14 protein-coding genes and 4 pseudogenes are annotated in these 18,332 nt (G+C 50.6%); 16 read left to right on the forward strand and 2 right to left on the reverse strand.

The features are described 5' to 3' along the window. The first annotated feature begins 14 nt into the window (after nucleotides 1-14). The 5 genes from AC3RPL_RS05090 to AC3RPL_RS05110 all read left to right on the forward strand — a co-directional run bounded on the left by AC3RPL_RS05090 (nucleotide 15) and on the right by AC3RPL_RS05110 (nucleotide 4,889). Nucleotides 15-1,034 carry a 2-keto-3-deoxygluconate permease gene (locus AC3RPL_RS05090; RefSeq protein WP_490739188.1) on the forward strand — a complete coding sequence of 340 codons (1,020 nt, stop codon included), beginning with the start codon at nucleotides 15-17 and terminating at the stop codon, nucleotides 1,032-1,034. A 1-nt stretch (nucleotide 1,035) separates the two neighbouring features. After that, nucleotides 1,036-1,410: a PTS glucitol/sorbitol transporter subunit IIA gene (locus tag AC3RPL_RS05095; RefSeq protein WP_490739189.1), complete on the forward strand. Its 375-nt coding sequence runs from the start codon at nucleotides 1,036-1,038 to the stop codon at nucleotides 1,408-1,410. A gap of 28 nt (nucleotides 1,411-1,438) precedes the next feature. After that, nucleotides 1,439-1,897, forward strand: a complete 459-nt coding sequence (rpiB, locus tag AC3RPL_RS05100) for a ribose 5-phosphate isomerase B (protein WP_490739190.1) — start codon at nucleotides 1,439-1,441, stop codon at nucleotides 1,895-1,897. Nucleotides 1,898-1,927: 30 nt separating this feature from the next. Next, the gene (gene tal / locus AC3RPL_RS05105) at nucleotides 1,928-2,878 is read left to right on the forward strand and encodes a transaldolase (RefSeq protein ID WP_490739191.1); all 951 of its coding nucleotides are present in this window, start codon (nucleotides 1,928-1,930) and stop codon (nucleotides 2,876-2,878) included. Between the two features lie 436 nt (nucleotides 2,879-3,314). Further along, nucleotides 3,315-4,889, forward strand: coding sequence for a methyl-accepting chemotaxis protein (locus AC3RPL_RS05110; protein ID WP_490739192.1), 1,575 nt, complete (start codon nucleotides 3,315-3,317; stop codon nucleotides 4,887-4,889). Between the two features lie 15 nt (nucleotides 4,890-4,904). Here AC3RPL_RS05110 and AC3RPL_RS05115 read toward each other — a convergent pair whose 3' ends face one another. Both AC3RPL_RS05115 and AC3RPL_RS05120 read right to left on the reverse strand, forming a co-directional pair. Then, nucleotides 4,905-5,048 carry a DUF4147 domain-containing protein gene (locus AC3RPL_RS05115; protein ID WP_490739193.1) on the reverse strand — a complete coding sequence of 48 codons (144 nt, stop codon included), beginning with the start codon at nucleotides 5,046-5,048 and terminating at the stop codon, nucleotides 4,905-4,907. Further along, complete coding sequence (locus tag AC3RPL_RS05120) at nucleotides 5,041-5,250, reverse strand: DUF4147 domain-containing protein (RefSeq protein WP_490740634.1); 210 nt, start codon at nucleotides 5,248-5,250, stop codon at nucleotides 5,041-5,043. Before AC3RPL_RS05120 ends, AC3RPL_RS05115 begins: the two co-directional genes overlap by 8 nt. An 819-nt stretch (nucleotides 5,251-6,069) precedes the next feature. On the opposite strand from AC3RPL_RS05120, the gene tssB reads away from it, so the two are divergent. From tssB to tssJ, 11 genes and pseudogenes are all read left to right on the forward strand, one after another. Continuing rightward, complete coding sequence (gene tssB / locus AC3RPL_RS05125) at nucleotides 6,070-6,570, forward strand: type VI secretion system contractile sheath small subunit (protein WP_490739194.1); 501 nt, start codon at nucleotides 6,070-6,072, stop codon at nucleotides 6,568-6,570. Nucleotides 6,571-6,603: 33 nt separating this feature from the next. Beyond that, complete coding sequence (tssC, locus tag AC3RPL_RS05130; protein WP_490739195.1) at nucleotides 6,604-8,151, forward strand: type VI secretion system contractile sheath large subunit; 1,548 nt, start codon at nucleotides 6,604-6,606, stop codon at nucleotides 8,149-8,151. 18 nt (nucleotides 8,152-8,169) lie between these two features. Then, nucleotides 8,170-8,847: pseudogene (gene tssK / locus AC3RPL_RS05135) on the forward strand (type VI secretion system baseplate subunit TssK); the annotation flags it as partial. Then, nucleotides 8,837-11,323, forward strand: a complete 2,487-nt coding sequence (locus AC3RPL_RS05140) for a type VI secretion system Vgr family protein (protein ID WP_490739196.1) — start codon at nucleotides 8,837-8,839, stop codon at nucleotides 11,321-11,323. The pseudogene tssK and the gene AC3RPL_RS05140, both read left to right, overlap by 11 nt. A 1-nt stretch (nucleotide 11,324) precedes the next feature. Then, complete coding sequence (locus AC3RPL_RS05145; RefSeq protein ID WP_490739197.1) at nucleotides 11,325-13,331, forward strand: lipase family protein; 2,007 nt, start codon at nucleotides 11,325-11,327, stop codon at nucleotides 13,329-13,331. After that, nucleotides 13,324-14,115, forward strand: a complete 792-nt coding sequence (locus tag AC3RPL_RS05150; RefSeq protein ID WP_490739198.1) for a hypothetical protein — start codon at nucleotides 13,324-13,326, stop codon at nucleotides 14,113-14,115. The genes AC3RPL_RS05145 and AC3RPL_RS05150 overlap by 8 nt, the downstream gene beginning before the upstream one ends. 230 nt (nucleotides 14,116-14,345) lie before the next feature. Beyond that, complete coding sequence (locus tag AC3RPL_RS05155) at nucleotides 14,346-14,576, forward strand: hypothetical protein (RefSeq protein ID WP_280029481.1); 231 nt, start codon at nucleotides 14,346-14,348, stop codon at nucleotides 14,574-14,576. Nucleotides 14,577-14,949: 373 nt separating this feature from the next. Further along, nucleotides 14,950-15,216: a PAAR domain-containing protein gene (locus tag AC3RPL_RS05160; protein WP_071601076.1), complete on the forward strand. Its 267-nt coding sequence runs from the start codon at nucleotides 14,950-14,952 to the stop codon at nucleotides 15,214-15,216. An 843-nt stretch (nucleotides 15,217-16,059) separates the two neighbouring features. Further along, nucleotides 16,060-17,394: pseudogene (locus AC3RPL_RS05165) on the forward strand (ImcF-related family protein); the annotation flags it as partial. Continuing rightward, nucleotides 17,388-18,011 (forward strand): annotated as a pseudogene (locus AC3RPL_RS05170) (type VI secretion system baseplate subunit TssG); the annotation flags it as partial. The pseudogenes AC3RPL_RS05165 and AC3RPL_RS05170, both read left to right, overlap by 7 nt. After that, nucleotides 17,992-18,315, forward strand: a pseudogene (gene tssJ, locus AC3RPL_RS05175) (type VI secretion system lipoprotein TssJ); the annotation flags it as partial. The pseudogenes AC3RPL_RS05170 and tssJ, both read left to right, overlap by 20 nt. Nucleotides 18,316-18,332 lie beyond the last annotated feature (17 nt).

Genomic DNA, 18,332 nt, shown 5'->3' on the forward strand with positions numbered 1-18,332 from the left:
TTACGAGTCATCCTATGAACATAAATATACTTGAGAAGATGAATAAAGTGCCAGGCGGTTTAATTATTATCCCTTTGCTGATGGCGATTCTTATTAATACCTTTGCACCCGGCGTTCTGGGCATTGGTGGCCCGACTACCGCATTATTAAAAGTTGGCTCAAGCGCGATGATGGGCATTTTTCTGCTGATTTGCGGTACCTCAATTAATATTCGCCAGGCGGGGCTGCCGCTTTATAAAGGTGCGGTGCTGCTTTTTCTTAAATGTCTTGCCGGCGCGCTGGCCGTGTGGGTTGCCGGGGCGATGTTTGGCCCTGAGGGGTTTCTGGGTATATCCACGCTGGCTTTAATCGCCTGTTTAACCAGCTCTAACAGCTCGCTGTATATCGCGCTGTGCAGTAACTACGGTGATGCCAGCGATGCGGGGGCGATCTCCGTCTTCTGCATAAAAGATGGTCCGTTTGTTACCATGATGGTACTGGGCGTCAGCGGCCTGGCCAATATCCCCTTTGCCGCACTGCTGTCGATGTTGATCCCGCTGTTGATTGGGATGCTGTGGGGCAACCTCGATCAGCGTTTTAAACAGCTTTGTGCTGCGGCTCAGCCGCTGATTATCATTATTATGTCGTTTGCTATCGGGGCGAACTCCAGCATTCATACCGTCTTCACCGCTGGCCTGTCCGGGATGTTACTGGGCATGATTTCTGCGATGACAGGCCTCCTGTTCTATTTCGTCTACAACCTGTTCCTGAAGAAGAAAACCGCACTGGGTGCTGCGCTGGGGACCACAGCCGCCAGCTCGGCGCTGACGCCAGCGATGGTGGCTCAGGCCGACCCCGCGTTGATGAGATTTGTTGATGCCGCCACTGCACAGCTGGCGACGGCGAGCATCATTACCATGATCACCGCACCGGTACTGGTCGCCTGGTTCGACAGGCGTCTGAAAAAGTATCAGCCGGTCGTTCAGCCACTGAAAAAAGAAGAGAGCGAAGAAAAGGTGACATTATCCTCCCATGCAGTAAAAGGAAATAAATAACATGACCGGGCCGTTATGTTCACTGCGGATAACCCATGTTGGGAAATATGTCGAAAACTACCTTCAGGAACAGAAATTGATTTTATTTGCTGACAGCATTTCTGATGAGATTGCGATGTATTGTGCGGTACATCAGGGGAGTGAGTTAACAGCTGAGTTGTTACCCGGTCAGATTATAAAAATTAACCAAACCGTTTATCAGATAACCGCCGTGGGCAGTCTTGCAACGGAAAACTTAAAACAGCTTGGTCATATCACATTAAATTTCGACGCGGCTGTAACAGCCGAACTGCCCGGTATGGTTCATATCTGTGGTAAGTCACCACAATATATTCATATCGGAGATCGAATTTCTTTCTGTCACGATATCAGTTAATACGCACTGTTAAATTAAGGAAACCACCATGAAAACCATTGCTATTGGCGCAGATGATGCTGCCTGGGCTTTTCGCGACGCAATCGTTGCTTTTCTGCAAGGGCGGGGAATAAAAGTTGCAGATTACAGCAGCGATAAACGCGAGGAGAGTGCGGTCTATCCGGATGTTGCCCATGCGGTGGCGATGTCGATTAAGCAGGGTGAGCACGACCGTGGCATCCTGATATGCGGCACCGGTATTGGCATGAGTATTGTGGCGAATAAAGTGCCGGGCGTACGTGCAGCCCAGTGCCACGATACCTTTTCCGCTGAGCGGGCACGCAAAAGTAACAATGCGCAGATCATTGCGCTTGGGGCGCGCGTGATTGGCCCGGAACTGGGGAAAAGCATTATTCAGGCATGGCTTGAATCTGAATATGAAGGCGGTAGCTCCGCGCCGAAAGTGGAACGTATTGATTATTACGAACACCAGCACGCCAGGGATTAATATCGCCATTGTAATAGTAAGGAACAGACTATGAGCCAGTTAGACCAACTGAAAAAATACACCACGGTGGTTGCTGATACCGGCGATGTTGAATCGATCAAAAAGTTTGCCCCGCAGGATGCGACCACCAATCCTTCGCTGGTACTGAAGGCCGCGCAACTGCCGCAGTATCAGTCGCTAATTGCTGACGCTATCGGCAAAGCTCGTCAGCAGGGCGGCAGCGCAGAAACGCAGCTGATAAACGCCTGCGATCAGGTGGCGGTGGATATCGGCTGTGAAGTGTTGCGCCACATACCGGGGCGTATTTCCACCGAAGTTGATGCCCGCTTTGCCTGGGATCGTGGGATGTGCGTATCGAAAGCGCGCAAGCTTATTCAGATGTACGAAAAAAACGGCGTCGGACCAGAACGCATCCTGATCAAACTCGCTGCCACCTGGCAGGGGATTCGCGCAGCAGAAGAGCTGGAGCAAAACGGCATTCACTGTAACCTGACTCTGCTGTTCTCATTCGCTCAGGCACGGGCCTGCGCCGAAGCAGGCGTTTTTTTAGTCTCGCCGTTCGTGGGTCGCATTTACGACTGGTATCAGAAAAATCAGCCACAGACGGCGTATCGGGTGGACAGCGATCCGGGGGTGGTTTCTGTCCGGCAGATCTATCAGTATTACAAGTCGCATGGCTACGAGACTGTGGTGATGGGAGCCAGTTTCCGCCGCATTGAGCAGGTACAGGGGCTGGCCGGATGCGACCGTCTGACTATCTCCCCGCTACTGCTTGATGAGCTGGCTGCCAGCGAAGGTGCGTTATCCCGTCAGCTGGAACCCGGTTATGTAACAGAAAACCGCCCCAGTCCGCTGACCGAGGCGGGCTTCCTCTGGCAACACAATCAGGATGCAATGGCGGTAGAAAAACTGGCTGAAGGGATAAGGTTGTTTGCCGTCGATCAGACCAGGCTGGAAAATCAGATTCAACAGATGCTGTAAGCCGTCATCGCAATGCCCTGACGATACTATTTTTAAGGCTTTTATCGGGCTGAAATTTCAGTGAAAAAGGGGAGACGTTGAGCACATGGCTGAATATTATCCCCTGCAACGGGCGATGATTCTGATTAACTTGTTGTTATTGATGATTTTAAAAATAAACCGGAATTACTTTATATCCGCAACTAATTATCCTGCCTGTCACCCGATGCGGTTTCATTCTCGTAAATTCAATCTGTTGCCCCCGGCAGGCTTTCTGAAATGCCACCTCAGCAGCCACCGCGCAAGATTTTCTTACTGTGAGCCAGAAGAATAAAAAGAAAATAAGGGTGATTTTTCGCTGGAAATTTTCCTGCGCTTGCCGATAAACGGATTGATGGGGACGGGCAATAATGTGTAAACGTCCGGAGTAAAACACTGAATTAAAGGCTGGGTTAATATGTTCAGAAACAGAAAAATAAAATTAAATGCCATGCTCACACTGGCGTTTCTTATTGTCATCCTCATGGGCGTATTTACCACGGGCTTTGCCGGATTTAAACTCAATACGGCAAGCGAGCAACAGGATTTAACCAGCGCGCGACTGTCAGACTTACAGGCCCTTCAGTCGCTGAAAGATAACCTCACTCAGCAAACCAGCCTGTTACTGGCTGTTGCCGCACACGATCAGCAGCAGACGGTGGCTAACCTGCAAACGGAGTTTTTCTCACTGCTGCAAAACAGTGACGCTATTACGGCGCATTTTCGGACGTTAATTAACGGCGCCAAAAGTATCCCAGGGATTAATCTTGCTGAAGTTGAAGAGGCCTCCGACCTGTTGAAAAAAATTGAAATGACCTCTGGACCGGTTAACCAGACTGCCCGGAATGTCTTTCAGCAAAATGAGGCCTCATTAGACGCAAAGCTTGTCAGTGACCTGATTCCGGCATTTTCGCAATATCGTGCTGCCGTAAATGGCATGGTTTCATATCAGGCGCGGGTGACGCTGAAAACGGCGCAGACATCGACTCAGGCTCTGTCTGGTGTTTATATGACGCTGGTTGGTTTGACGGTTGTGTTTGTTATTCTTGGCTTCGTTATGAGCGGGCTGATTACTCGCCGCATCAAACGTCAGCTGGGTGGCGAGCCGTCAGAGGCACAGCAACTAGCCGCAACGATTGCCGCCGGGGATCTGACCACGCCAGTAAATCTGCGTCCGAGTGATACCACCAGTCTGCTCGCCTCCCTGGACAGTATGCAGACTAATCTGCGCAGACTGGTGTCGCAGATTAAAGAGTCTTCTACCTCAGTCGCGCAGGCCGCCGATGAGATTTCTCAGGGGAACTCGGAGCTCTCTTCCCGCACCGAGCAGCAGGCAGCAGCGCTTCAGGAAACCGCCGCTAGTATGGAACAGCTTACCGCTACGGTAAAAAGCAATACTGCCAGCGCGCAGCAAACTGCGGAGTCAGCACGTGAAGCTGCAATACTTGCCCGCGTGGGTGAACGGGAGATGCAGCGTATGTCTGAAACCATGAACGATATTTCACTTAGCGCCACCAAGGTACGCGACATCACTTCAGTGATTGAAGGCATCTCATTCCAGACCAATATTCTGGCGCTCAACGCGGCAGTTGAAGCCGCCAGAGCTGGCGAGCAGGGCCGCGGATTCGCTGTGGTTGCCGGTGAAGTCAGAACGCTGGCTCAGCGCAGTGCCACAGCGGCCAGAGATATCAAGCATCTGATTGAAGAGGCGGTAAAACAGGTTGAAAGCGGGGTGGCTGTTGCCACCGGCACTGGCCAGAGCATTCTCAATATCGTGGGGATGGTCGGCAAACTGGCAGAGGCGATGGATAATATCTCGCTTGCCTCGTCTGAACAGATGCAGGGAATTTCACAGGTCAGCATTGCAGTGAACCAGATGGATGGGGTGACGCAGAACAATGCCGCCCTAGTTGAGGAGTCCTCGTCGGCCTCTCAGTCTCTTTCCGGGCAGGCGCACTCTTTAAGCGAAGTGGTCAATGCCTTCCGCATCTGACCCACACCCCGTTTCCTAATGACAAAGTGTCTCGGGAAACGGGGGTTGAAAACCAGTATGACCTTCTTTGATGGCCGGGAGATGACGACGCACGCAATTCATTTCACTGATGGTTGCACCCGAGTACAGCAAATCCCGATTGATTTGTTGCTTATCCACTCAGGAAATACCCGGCAGGGGCAACGGTAAAAGCGTTGACCCTCCGCCTGAAATCAGGCACACACGTGTCCTCTTCTCCTGGTCCCTCAGCGAGAAAAAGAATATGCTTCGCAGCTTCTGAACCGGCTTCATCAGGAACAGGCTGAAAGGCTTCAACAATTTCAATTTTCTCAGAGGGAACACGATAGCCGGAACGTGTCACTACCAACCCACTCAGCTCCCCTTGCGTGCGCCGGTTGAGTTTCTGGTGACGGGCAATCTGTCAGCATGTGCAGAGGTTTTTCAGGCCCATGCCCTCCCGCCAGTCATGATGGCGTTGAACAGGATCTCATTACAACCTGAGCAATAGGACAAATATTCTCAACGCATCAGGTAATCTGAAATTCCCTGAATGGCAGGTATCCAGATCGTGCTCACCTCCTGGTATTATGGGATGTGTTAAAGGCTGTCGTGAAATTTCCTTTCTTCTGACGAAAACAAATAAGTCCCATTAAAATGAATAACAAGAAATGATGAAAACCTGAAAATATCGTCAATTTTTCACTTGCTCAGTCACGTCTGCTTCTCATTTTTGATAAAAGTACAAAATCAGATATTTCACGTGATTGGTGGTATTTTGAACAAAACCTCCCCTTAAGCTAAATTGATCATTTTATGCACACCCTTATCCCATAAGGCTTGAAGGGGTTACGCAAGAAAATTTTTATAAATCAGAAAGATGATCTTTTTTGTTAAAACTTAGAAATGTAAATCTTTGTTACATTTTTTCATTTCCGATCTGGCAGGGAACGTTCCTACACTCCGGCTATTGGGCCTTATCCGAAATTTTCCATTTCAGACAAATGCTCAAAAATACAGTGTCGGCATGCTGGTGGATGGAATGCGCCCGCTTTTTTAGTTCCGGGGTTTTTATTTACGTCGGATAACGTGAACAGGAAAGTTGTTCTGGCAGGGTAATTTTTTCTTATTTATTTCTCACTGGCATTGACCGTTTCTATTACTCCATAGAACAGGGACAGCCATGTCTAACTCTTCCTTTCAGTCCGAAATCCCTAAAGCGCGTATTAATTTAAAACTTGATTTGCACACGGGTGGCGCGAGCAAGAAAACGGAGCTCCCCCTGAAATTGCTCGTGGCGGGCGACTTCAGTAATGGTCAGGAATCTGCCCCCCTGTCTGAGCGCAAAAAAGTTGATTTGAATAAAAATAATTTCGATTCAGTGTTATCCGAATATTCCCCAAACGTCAATCTGACCGTTAAAAATACGCTGGCTGATGACGGCAGCGAAGATAGTGTTTCACTGACATTCCAGGGCATGAAGGATTTCACCCCGGAGCAGGTCTCCCGTCAAATACCTCAGCTGAAGGCGATGCTGTCCATGCGCAATCTGCTTCGCGATTTAAAAGCGAACCTGCTGGATAACCAGGCATTCCGAAAGGAACTGGAAAAAATTCTGCTCGACCCGGCACTAAGCTTAGAACTCCGCTCAGAGCTGTCTGCTCTCGCACCTAAACAGCCATAACGGTCACGATGATTTAACGGATTATAAAGCAAGATGCTGATGTCTGTAAAAAATGAGAATGCGGCTGGTGGCGAAAGCGTGGTGCTGGAACGTCCTGCAGCAGGTGGCGTTTATGCGTCCCTGTTTGAAAAAATCAACCTGAACCCGGTGTCCGAGCTTAGCGCGCTGGATATCTGGCAGGATGCACAGGCGATGTCGGATGCGACTGCGGATGAGCGTCTAACGGCGGGGATGCAGGTATTCCTGGAATGCCTGACGAAAGCGGGTTCAAAAGTTGAAAAACTCGACAAAAACCTGATTGACCACCATATCGCGGAGCTGGACTACCAGATTAGCCGTCAGCTGGATGCGGTCATGCACAGCGAAGAGTTCCAGGCGGTAGAGAGCCTGTGGCGCGGCGTGAAATCCCTGGTCGACAAAACCGATTTCCGCCAGAACGTAAAGGTGGAGCTGCTGGACATGTCTAAAGAAGACCTGCGTCAGGACTTCGAAGACAGCCCGGAAATTATCCAGTGCGGACTGTATAAACACACCTACATCGATGAGTACGATACGCCGGGTGGAGAGCCGATTGCGGCGCTGATTTCCGCGTATGAATTTGATGCATCAGCACAGGATGTCACGCTGCTGCGCAACATCTCTAAAGTCTCTGCCGCTGCGCATATGCCGTTTATCGGCTCCGCTGGCCCGAAATTCTTCCTGAAAGACAGCATGGAGGAAGTGGCAGCCATCAAGGATATCGGCAACTATTTTGACTGTGCGGAGTACATCAAGTGGAAATCCTTCCGCGAGACGGACGATGCCCGCTATATCGGTCTGGTGATGCCGCGCGTGCTGGGGCGCCTGCCGTATGGCCCGGACACCGTGCCCGTACGCAGCTTCAACTACGTCGAAGAAGTGAAAGGCCCGGATCACGATAAATACCTGTGGACCAACGCCTCGTTTGCTTTTGCATCCAATATGGTACGCAGTTTCATCAACAACGGCTGGTGTGTGCAGATCCGTGGCCCGCAGGCCGGTGGTGCCGTTCAGGATCTGCCTATCCATCTGTACGATCTGGGCACCGGCAATCAGGTCAAGATCCCGTCAGAAGTGATGATCCCGGAAACCCGCGAATTTGAGTTTGCCAATCTGGGTTTCATCCCGCTGTCCTACTACAAGAACCGCGATTTTGCCGCATTCTTCAGTGCAAACTCTACCCAGAAGCCAGCTATCTATGATACCGCCGATGCCACAGCAAACAGCCGCATCAATGCCCGTCTGCCGTACATCTTCCTGCTGTCACGTATTGCCCACTACCTGAAGCTGATTCAGCGTGAAAACATTGGTACCACCAAGGACCGACGTTTGCTGGAGCTTGAGCTCAACACCTGGGTACGCAGCCTGGTGACCGAAATGACCGACCCGGGCGACGAGCTGCAGGCCTCTCACCCGCTGCGTGATGCAAAAGTGGTGGTGGAAGACATCGAAGATAACCCGGGCTTCTTCCGCGTGAAGCTGTACGCCGTGCCGCACTTCCAGGTAGAAGGCATGGACGTCAACCTGTCGCTGGTTTCCCAGATGCCGAAAGCCAAATCGTAAGGCAAGGGGAAATCAGGGATGAAAATTTACCGCCCACTTTGGGAGGATGGGGCCGCTCTGGCCCCGCAACAGTTCCAGCAGCAGGCCCGCTGGAGTGAGCACGTTGCCAGCATGGTCGCCCGGATGGGTATTTCTCATCCCTGGGGCGTGGTGGCGGCAGAGTTTGATGATGCCGCTCTGGCGCTGTCTCGCCTGAATGCCACCCGTCTGGTGGGACGTTTCCAGGACGGCACGATTGTTGACACGGATCTGGCGGATAATCTTCCGCCAGTCTGTGATTTATCCACCGCAAGCGGCTCAGAGTCTGTTGATGTGGTTGCCGCACTGCCGCTGCTGAGCGCCAGTGGTGGCAACCTCGATAACGGACAGGACAGTGAACGTCCACGTCGCTGGAAAGCCGAACGTGTGGTGGTGCAGGAGCTGGCCGGACATGAAAGTGGTGAACTGGCCATTCTGCGTAATGCCATCACGCTGCGTTTGTCCACGCAGGAAAATACCGCATACCTGACCTGTCCGGTCGCCCGTCTGGTGCGTAATGCGCAGGGACAGTGGAGCCGGGACCCGGCTTTCATCCCGCCGATGCTTTCCATTTCTGCAAGTCCGCTGCTGACCACCGAACTGGGTGATCTGCTGGTTCGCCTGCAGGCACGACGTAAGCGTCTGATGGCCATGCGCCGTGAGAGTAATGAGCGGATGCCGCCTCGATATCCCTTCCTGCACGGCCGATATCGACGTGGAGGACTTCAGCGGTTCAGAAGCGATGAGCGAGCTTTACTGCTACACCATCAACTTCACCAGTGCCGATAAGAACATTGATGCCAGTCAGATGCTGAGCAAGCCGGCGACCCTGACCATGGGCGCGGGCAATTTGCTTTCCCTGACGGAGCGTAAGGTGGTTCACGGAGTGGTGACCCGTTTCGGGCGTACCGGTGGTTCAGCAGATGAAGCGCAGTACTGCATTGTACTGGAACCATTCCTGGCATTACTGGGGAATCAGTTCCGTACTCATCGCTTTTTCGTCAACAAATCGGTGCCGGAAGTGGTTGCAGAGGTGCTCACGGAGCATGGCCTGAAAGGCTGGGAGTTTGAGTTTACCCTCAAAGCCGATTATCCAAAGCGTGAGCAGATTAACCAGTATCAGGAAAACGACCTCGCCTTCATTGAACGCCTGCTGGCGGAGGTGGGGATTTTTTACTTCTTCACCCTGCAGCCTGATACCCAGACCGAAGTAGTGCACTTTGCGGACAAGCAGAGCGCCTGGACGTTTGGTAAAAAACTCCCGCTGAACAGCCCGTCAGGGGCGAATGACAATGCGGTCGACTCGGTGTGGGACGTGCACGTGTGGCATAACGTGGTGGAGCGCTCGGTCACCGCCAGCGATTACAACCACCGCGAAGCCCAGAACGTCCTGACGTCCGTGCCGGCGGACATGACCCGCGGGGACGGGGAAGGGAACACCTACGGCGATGTGTACCATTATCGCCCGCGTCACCTTGAACGGGGAGACAAAATTACCCCCGCAGCGGAAACAGGCAACTTCTGGGCACGCCTGGAGCATGAACGTTTTCTGTCCACCCAGACTACCGTGACCGGTAGCAGTAACGACCATACCCTGGGCCCGGCTCAGGTGCTGACTATCACCGAAACAGCTATCCCGCCGACGCTGCCGCGAGAAACCGAAAACGGTCTTGTCATCATCAGCGCGGGTTACTCCGCCAGCCGTCAGAACGCGCTGAAAGTGGAATGGGCGGCCATGCCGTACTACGAGAACCGCTGCTGGCGTCCTGCCGCTAAAAAGCGCCCTGTGGTCAGCGGAACGTTAACGGCTCGTGTTACCAGCGCCAAAGATAACGACATCTACGCCTGGCAGGATGCATCGGGCATGTACCGGGTGAAATTTGATGCTGACCGCGACGAGAAACGCCAGGGTATGGAAAGTATGCCGGTGCGCTTTGCCAAACCTTATGGCGGTGACAAATACGGCTTCCACTTCCCGCTGATACAGGGCACTGAAGTCGCTATTGCGTTCCATGAGGGTGATCCGGATCGTCCGTATATTGCCCATGCCCTCCACGACTCCCGCCACGTAGACCACGTCACTGAAGCCAACAGCACGCGTAACGTTGTCAGGACCGCGGGACTGAACAAGCTGCGGATGGAGGACAAGCGCGGCGAAGAGCACATTAAGCTCAGTACCGAATACGGGGGTAAGACCCAACTTAATTTAGGACACAACGTCAATGCTTCAAGGGTTCTTCGCGGCGAAGGGGCGGAGCTGCGCACTAACGACTGGGTCAGCGTTCGTGGTGGTAAGGGAGTAATGATTACTGCAGATGCTCAGCCTGACGTCGGCAGTAAAATGCTTGAAATGGACAGGGCTGTAGAACAACTGGAGCAGGCTCTCACGCTGGCAAGAAGCCTCCAGGCTGCTGCGAAAGGGGCACAGGCAACAGTATCTGACATCGACAGCCAGAAGACACTTAACAGCTCACTGAAGTATCTGAAAATGCCAGGGATGCTGGCCAGTGCACCTGCTGGTATAGGCATTCTAAGTCCTGAGGCTGTCCGGCTTGCTTCAGGCGGGGCAAGTATTGGCCTGATGTCAGGTAAAAATACGGATATTAGTACAGGCAAATCTTTCACTGTTGCGGCCAGCGAGGCTGTAAGTTTGTTTGCTCAGGCTGCAGGAATGAAAATGTTTGCCGGGGCAGGGAAGGTTGATATTCAGGCGCAGGCGGATGCCATGAATGTCTCGGCGCTACAGGACATCACCATTATCAGTGGTCAGGGGAGTGTAAAGGTGAATGCCAGCCAGGAGTTGGTTTTAAGTTGTGGAGGCGCTTATATAAAGCTTAGCGGCGGGAATATTGAACTGGGATGCCCGGGGAATATTTTACTGAAAGCCGCCAATGTCAATCAGACCGGACCTGCCAGTTTAGATACACCACCTGTGACTTTTCCTAAAGGGTACAGCGAAGGGTTTACCACAACGTCATCAGCCAGTGGGGCAGTCAAGCCCTTCACCACATATAAAATTACGACGGCTGAAGGGGGCGTTTATGAGGGCATTTCCGGTGCAGAAGGAGAGACTTCTCCAATATTTACTTCTATGCCATCGCAGTTAAAAATTGAATATCCGCGAAATATAGCTGATAGCCAGGAGGGCGAATAAAATGACTACAGCTGTATCCTCACTCTGCCGTAAAAACCCCCATGCTCCATGCGAAGAGCAGAAGCCCTACTGGGTAGAATTTCAACTGGTTGATGAGCAGGGCGAACCTGTGGCGAATATGCCATGGACTGCTGAAAGTTCACACCCTGTTTCCGGGCCAGTCGATAACTTTACGTATACAGGTCAAAGTGACTCAGATGGGCTTATTCGCATTGATATGCCGCATGGACTTGAATTGGCTCTGAAATTAGAATCGACTGCTTTAGTAAATGAAATGGAGAAGAGAGCGCTTCGCCTAGGTAGAGATGCAGAAATCGATTCTTTAGTTAGACAGCCTGCAGTAGATGCCGGTCATATCTGGCATTACGCCGTAGTCGGTGAACTTAGTTCAGGTTATCCTAATATCGAATTGCATAAAGGCGAAACCTTACCATCCTTCCATTTTCCACCTAACAAGTCTTTCAAAGGGCTTACCGTCCGGACAAATGAACTTGAAAAGCGGCATATTATTGAAATTTGCCCTTTTAGAGCATGGGAATTGGTTTTACATCACCAGGATGAATATTCAATGGCAAATGCCATCAACCTCGGAGCAAGTGCCTCTCTAGCTTATGCCGATGATAAAGCACTCCGGCCGGAATCAATAACACGATTTTATATAAACCAGTGCCAAGATTTATCGCGTTTACCTCAGCTCCATAAAGGCGGTTTTAGTTACAATACACTAGTGCAGGATGTACCATTTAGCGAGCGATATAATCCTCCTGTTTTCATGGATACCTCTAGAGACACCTCGAAGACTGATAATAAAAGTGGCAGCACCTCTGGAGGGGGGAACTCAGCAAAACCAGAAGGCGATACTCAACTGTATTATGTTTACAATACAGATAAAGTCATTGTCGCATGGAGAGGGACTGCAGGGTTGTATGATGTCGGAACGGATCTGGCATTTAGTCCTGTTAGCACTGAGGTATGTGATGTAAATAAAACTATGTGCACAAACTTGAGTCCTGCTGGAAAAGTGCACGATGGATTCCTAAGTGGATATAGTAGATCTGAACGGCTTTTTTCTTCTGAGTTTGATGAGCTCTTAACTTTAATTAGAGCTCGAAATTTATTTGTTTGCGGCCATAGTTTGGGGGGAGCGATTGCATTAATTTACTCTGCTGCACTAAAGTCTGAAAAACCTTTGCTCTACACATATGGTATGCCCCGTACCTTTACCAAAGAGGCAGTTCAGCAGTTATCCGAAATCACCCATTTCCGTCATGTAAATGATAATGATCCCGTTCCAGCAGTTCCACCAGAAGCGAGTCTAGATAATGCGTTATATAACCTCTGGGGACCACTTGGGAAAACTTTAGGGATGCTGTGGTCTGTTGGAGAACTTCTGGCTTACCAAGCTATATCTTGGGGGGATTGCTTTTGGCACCATGGTAATCCAGTTGTATTTCTAACTGCGACACAAAGTCGTGAGTGGCAAGAGTGTAAAACAAGTTTGCCCGTACCTGCTGGTTGCATAAATTTAAAAGGGCTTCTTCCGATAAAAGCTAAATTATATCTTGTTCCTTCTTTGTCGGACCAAGAGATGCAAACTGCAGGCCGTAAACAAAAGGAGTTCAGAAGGTCACTAACGGCTAGCAAGCTGGAAGAGATTTTTCCTGAAGGACAAAACCCCGACCGTGGAGCAGATTTAACATTTGGCGATCATTTCATGACGTCGTATATGCCTTATATGAATAATAAATTATTGGAACTAATAGATAATGAAGGATTGGTTGAGAACCGGAATTTTACTGAGCATCTATATAATGTAGATCGTTTTAAAGAGCAAATGTCGGAACATAAAGATGAAATTCCTGAAAAGGAATATGAAAGAAATGAGATGTTCCTTGACATAGAAGGGTTATTGAAGGCATCACTATCTCCTACTCTGTCTGAATCTTATGGGAATGATGCGCTAGTTCGATTTGCCATTTATGGTGATGAGGTGATTGAAAATGCTTAATAAAAACAAATTCATTTTTTTACCGCTTGTCTTTTTTATAGTCGGAGGTTGTAGTCATGCCACAAGCAATGCAATTTCCCCTCCAGCGGATACCAAATGGGTGACTATTGAGGTTAGTAATCCTTCAAAATACACAAGACCATTTCCTCTTGAAATTAGATATATTTCACGTGAATGCCAGAAAAAAAGAGTAAACGGATTTGATGGTTCTGTGGATGCGGAATTAAGCTATAACGTTATTAAAGTACCTTTACAACAGCAGAATGGTGATAAATGGAAAGGTACAGTCGCTATTACTGGCGGGGGGGAGTGTGCATGGAGCTTAAGCGCAATCAATGTGGGTATTGAATATATAGATGCTACACATCTTGGGAATGATTTAGTACCTGGAACTGCGGTTGGTGTAACTATTGCTTTTGATGCTGATGCTGCGCGGAATGGACAATTTGACACAGTGGCGCGGAATGATTTTAATTACACTCCAAAATACTATCCTTTTATAAAAAAATGGAATGATAGCCCACAGTCTACTATGCGGGTTAAATTATATCTTTTCGGTAAGGAAGATGCGTTTTGGAAAGTGAAGTTGGACTATAAACCTAACGAAAATGTTTTAATAAATTACAATCCCTCTATAGACGAAAGTAAAAAAGTATTGATGATATTCCCTAATAAGAAGGGGAAAGATGCTATGTACTCTTTTGTCTATCCTGATGGGAGCGTCATTTCATCAAAAAACACAACACCTGATTTTAGCAAAGTCAACGGATCTGGTGGGAAATAATCTGCTGGTCAGCTTTGTTTTCCCTCTTTGAGGGAGACGTGATTTTGCTTACTAAGATAAAGTTAATGATGCTGCTTCTGGCCGTTTTTATGGCTGGAGGGGGCAGTCGAGTGACCAATTGAGTACTCTTGCCGCCTGTAGATGCCAACTTTATAGCCATAGAAGTTCACAATCCCTTTCATTACACTAAACAGTTTCCGCTTGAGGTCAGATACATCTCGCATGAATGCATGAAAAAAAGAATCAGTGGATTTGATGGCTCAATTATCACAGAGCCAAGCTATAACGTTATTGGGGGCCTCATGCGGCAAGATAGCGGGGATATTTTGATAGCAAAAGTTGCTATGGCTGGTGGTGGTTCATGTAAATGGACGTTGAGTGCGGTCAATTTCGGTATCGAGTATATAGATGCGATACTTCTTGGCAAAGATCTTGTTCCTAGCACGGTGGGGGGGGGGTGACTCTCGCCTTTGATAATTATGCTTCTCGCAATGGATAATTTACCTTTGTCATTGAGGATGTAGATTTATCCCCTAAACATTATCCTTATATAAAAAGAAAAGTTGAGGGGGAGAATGGCTTATAGCTATTTGGTAAGAGAGACTTTCTATCATTGCGTGTTGGTGATGTTAGTTCAATGCCCCCCCCCCCTTAAATAGATAAGGAGGAAATAACAAGGTTTGTTGGGTTAGAAAAGAAAATGAAAGGTGAATCTCTAAATGTTATTTGTACGGATAGAAGTATTGCTCCTGAAAGAACGTTTTTCCCTGATTTTGATAAGATCGATAAAATGAAAGTTAAATGATTTTTGTTTATTTTTTTCGAGAATTCAACATGACAAAAGGCTTGGTTTTGCTTGGTGACAAAACTTCTCACGGTGGAAAAGTGATCTCTGCCTCTTCCAATATTACTGTCGACGGAAAAAAAGCCGCATTAGTTGGTGATATGGTGAGTTGCCCGATAGAAGGACATGGAACGAATCCTATCGTGGAAGGATCACCGCACCGGACATTTAACGGTCGCGCTGTTGTCGTCGATGGCTGCAAATGTCAGTGCGGCTGTACTGTAATTTCAAGTGCTCAGAACAGCACAGTAGGATAATCAATGGGCTGGGAAAGGACGAAAGCAACAACAATGGAGTTGCCTGGTGAGCCATCTTTTACGGGATGGCTGTTGGCAGGCGGTGTTGCCGCGGTTACGGGTATTTTGCTGTTTATTCTGCATGCGTCAGACATGGTTAAGGCACTGGCTGTATTCAATATCTGGTGGCTGGAATCCAGCCCGGTTCTTGGCTGGTTTTTCCTGTTTTGTTTGCGAGGGTGGCTGTGGGGCAGAACAGTCAGCGAACATCAGTTTTTGCAGAAGGAAGCTGAATACGGGCAGCAACAGTGGGAAGTTTGGGCAGGACGTTATCTGGCTGTGCTTGGAAGCAGCATACTGCTACCTTCCGGAGTAACCTCTGACGCCATTGCTAAATCTGATGCTGCAGATGCGCCGCAATTTCTTTCACTGACCAGCCATTTTGATGCGAAATCGACGACGTCCACCTCCTTGCTCGGACTGGGTCTGGCCAGTGTACAAAACGCGGTCGCGATGTTGCCTGCGACAGTGCCGTTCAACGTCACCATTGTGAGCGACATGATTTCGTCAAACTTCGAGACCCGGTTTCGTGAATCATGGGAAAAAATTTATCCAGGGCGGGCGCTGACAGGTTCGATTTCATGTTGTGAAGCCCTTTCTTTTGCCTGGATCGAAGAGCGCCTTAAAAATCCCGTTTTCGATATTGATTTGATCCTGATATTGCAGAATCAGGGGGCTGAACAGTATTCCGATGCACTCGCGGCGTTGATACTTACCAGCGATGATGTTGCTGAAAAATACCATCTTCCTCACTCTGCCCGCATCTTGCGACCAATGCTGCTGGACATGCCAAATTTCAGGGCTGACAGCGCGTTGCCGCTGTTGCGGGATGCGACAGCTGACCATTTACAGACCCGGTTGAATGCCTTTAATGCGTTGCCACCGGGTAGCCCACTGCGCGAGAAGATGGCAAAGAACACTTATGACCAACTCAAACTCTACCTGATGCTGACGCGCCCGGAGCATATGGATGCCGCCTGGTTCAGTTCTGCTTTGCTGAATGACTGGCCGAAGCGTAACGGTGTGAAAGATGGCGTCTGGCAGGGGATGGCTCCGTCGCTGCTGTCGTTCTATGGCGCGCAGCTGATTGCGCACCCGGAGTGGAAACTCCGTGCCGATGAAAACATGGTCAGCCAGGCGCGCTCCCTGCTGGTTCGCCTGATGGGCGTGCGTAACAGCGAATCAACGCTGTACCAGAAGATGCTCTCACAGGTGTCACACCTGTATGTCGATATGCACCTGGAAGACATGACCGGTGATACCGACGCATCCCGTTTGTTCAGCACCACTGAAATTGTGCCGGGCATGTTTACCCGCCAGGCCTGGGAGCAGGCCGTACAGCCTGCAATCGAAAAAGTGGTGAAAGCACGCCGGGACGAACTCGACTGGGTGCTCACGGACAGTAAGCGTCAGGTGAATAAACAGGATGAAACCTCACCGGAAGCGCTGAAGCAGCGCCTGACGGAGCGTTACTTCGCCGATTTTGGCGGTGCCTGGCTGGAGTTTCTCAACAGCCTGCGCTGGAACCCGGCTGCGACTCTGTCGGACTCTATTGACCAGCTGACGCTAATGGCCGATGTGCGCCAGTCACCTCTGGTGGCGCTGATGAACACCCTGAACGTGCAGGGGCGTACCGGACAGACTGGTGAAGCGATTTCCGACTCACTGGTGAAATCCGCGAAGAATCTGCTGAGCGGTGACAACAAGGATGCCATTGACCAGAGCGCCGGGGCCCATGGTCCGCTGGATGCAACCTTTGGTCCGGTACTGGCGCTGATGGATAAAAGTAACACCGGAGTACAGGCGCTGAGTCTGCAGTCGTACCTGACCCGCGTGACCCAGGTCCGTCTGCGTCTGCAGCAGGTGACCAACGCCGCCGACCCGCAGGTGATGACCCAGACCATTGCCCAGACGGTATTCCAGGGAAAAGCCGTGGACCTGACCGAAACCCGCGACTACGGCAGCCTGATTGCCGCCGGTCTGGGTCAGGAGTGGAGCGGTTTTGGCCGCACGATGTTTGTGAACCCGATGGAACAGGCCTGGCAGCAGGTGTTGACCCCGGCGGCCGGGAGCCTCAATGCCCAGTGGCAGCAGGCGGTGGTGGCTGAGTGGAACAGCGCTTTTAGTGGTCGTTGGCCGGGCTCGGCATTGACGGCTGCACGGACAGCATAGCGGCCCCGGCCTCACGCTTTCTGGCGCTGTTGCCGGTAATGTTATTGCCCGGACATACCGCCGAAGGTATGGCTTCGCTGGTGCGTCTGCTGGCACCCGGCACGCAGGCAAAAATATGGCACCATGACAAACGCCGTGTGCCCCTGAAGAAGCCCCTGACCATGAGCGCGCGCCAGCCTGTCACCCTGACAAACCGTCCGGTGATGGGCAGTTATGCCACCGACGTGAACAGCCAGGTGCTGATGCGCCTGACCACCTCAAACCCGGTTGAAGTCCAAGGCTGGTTACCCGGCGGTGAACTGCACGGTGACTTAATGGCGCTGCTGCATATCTATCTTGGCTCCCGCCTCGATGTGCGGTTACAGCTGTGTGTCGACCGTAGCCTGCTGCCGGACGCGACAATGAGCACTAAACCCAACGCCGGAGCAGTGCAACTGGGCCGTACCGCCGTGATGCGGCCGCTGAATGCGGCAAACACCCTCACGCACCCCAAAACTATAACCATCAATCTTGGCCGCTATGAGCGGGTACAGGAAAATATTCACCGCAGGGAGACCGATGACGATGGCGATTACCGCTGGTAAATTTTCTCTGGCTGTACTGGCCGCTGGTATCACCTTGATGCTGGCGGGGTGCGGGCTGACTCAAAAAGTGACAGACGGCACCGTTGCCGTGACCAAATCGATTTTTTATAAGCAGGTAAAAACCCTGCATCTTGATATTCGCGCCCGGGAGGCCGTTAACAGCAATGCGGGTGGGGTTGCGCTTTCGACAGTGGTGCGTATTTACCAGTTGAAGGACCGCAAGACCTTCGACAGCACGGACTACCCGTCACTGTTTAAAGCCGACAGTCAGGCTATTAAAGCGGACCTGGTGGCAGAGAAAGATTGATGGTCAGAGGGGAA

Source organism: Erwinia papayae, assembly GCF_058241465.1.

Coding starts and splice junctions, on each gene's coding strand:
- AC3RPL_RS05090 (WP_490739188.1), top strand. CDS start 15: ATGAACATAAATATACTTGAGAAGATGAATAAAGTGCCAGGCGGTTTA.
- AC3RPL_RS05095 (WP_490739189.1), top strand. CDS start 1,036: ATGACCGGGCCGTTATGTTCACTGCGGATAACCCATGTTGGGAAATAT.
- rpiB (WP_490739190.1), top strand. CDS start 1,439: ATGAAAACCATTGCTATTGGCGCAGATGATGCTGCCTGGGCTTTTCGC.
- tal (WP_490739191.1), top strand. CDS start 1,928: ATGAGCCAGTTAGACCAACTGAAAAAATACACCACGGTGGTTGCTGAT.
- AC3RPL_RS05110 (WP_490739192.1), top strand. CDS start 3,315: ATGTTCAGAAACAGAAAAATAAAATTAAATGCCATGCTCACACTGGCG.
- tssB (WP_490739194.1), top strand. CDS start 6,070: ATGTCTAACTCTTCCTTTCAGTCCGAAATCCCTAAAGCGCGTATTAAT.
- tssC (WP_490739195.1), top strand. CDS start 6,604: ATGCTGATGTCTGTAAAAAATGAGAATGCGGCTGGTGGCGAAAGCGTG.
- AC3RPL_RS05140 (WP_490739196.1), top strand. CDS start 8,837: ATGAGCGGATGCCGCCTCGATATCCCTTCCTGCACGGCCGATATCGAC.
- AC3RPL_RS05145 (WP_490739197.1), top strand. CDS start 11,325: ATGACTACAGCTGTATCCTCACTCTGCCGTAAAAACCCCCATGCTCCA.
- AC3RPL_RS05150 (WP_490739198.1), top strand. CDS start 13,324: ATGCTTAATAAAAACAAATTCATTTTTTTACCGCTTGTCTTTTTTATA.
- AC3RPL_RS05155 (WP_280029481.1), top strand. CDS start 14,346: ATGAAAAAAAGAATCAGTGGATTTGATGGCTCAATTATCACAGAGCCA.
- AC3RPL_RS05160 (WP_071601076.1), top strand. CDS start 14,950: ATGACAAAAGGCTTGGTTTTGCTTGGTGACAAAACTTCTCACGGTGGA.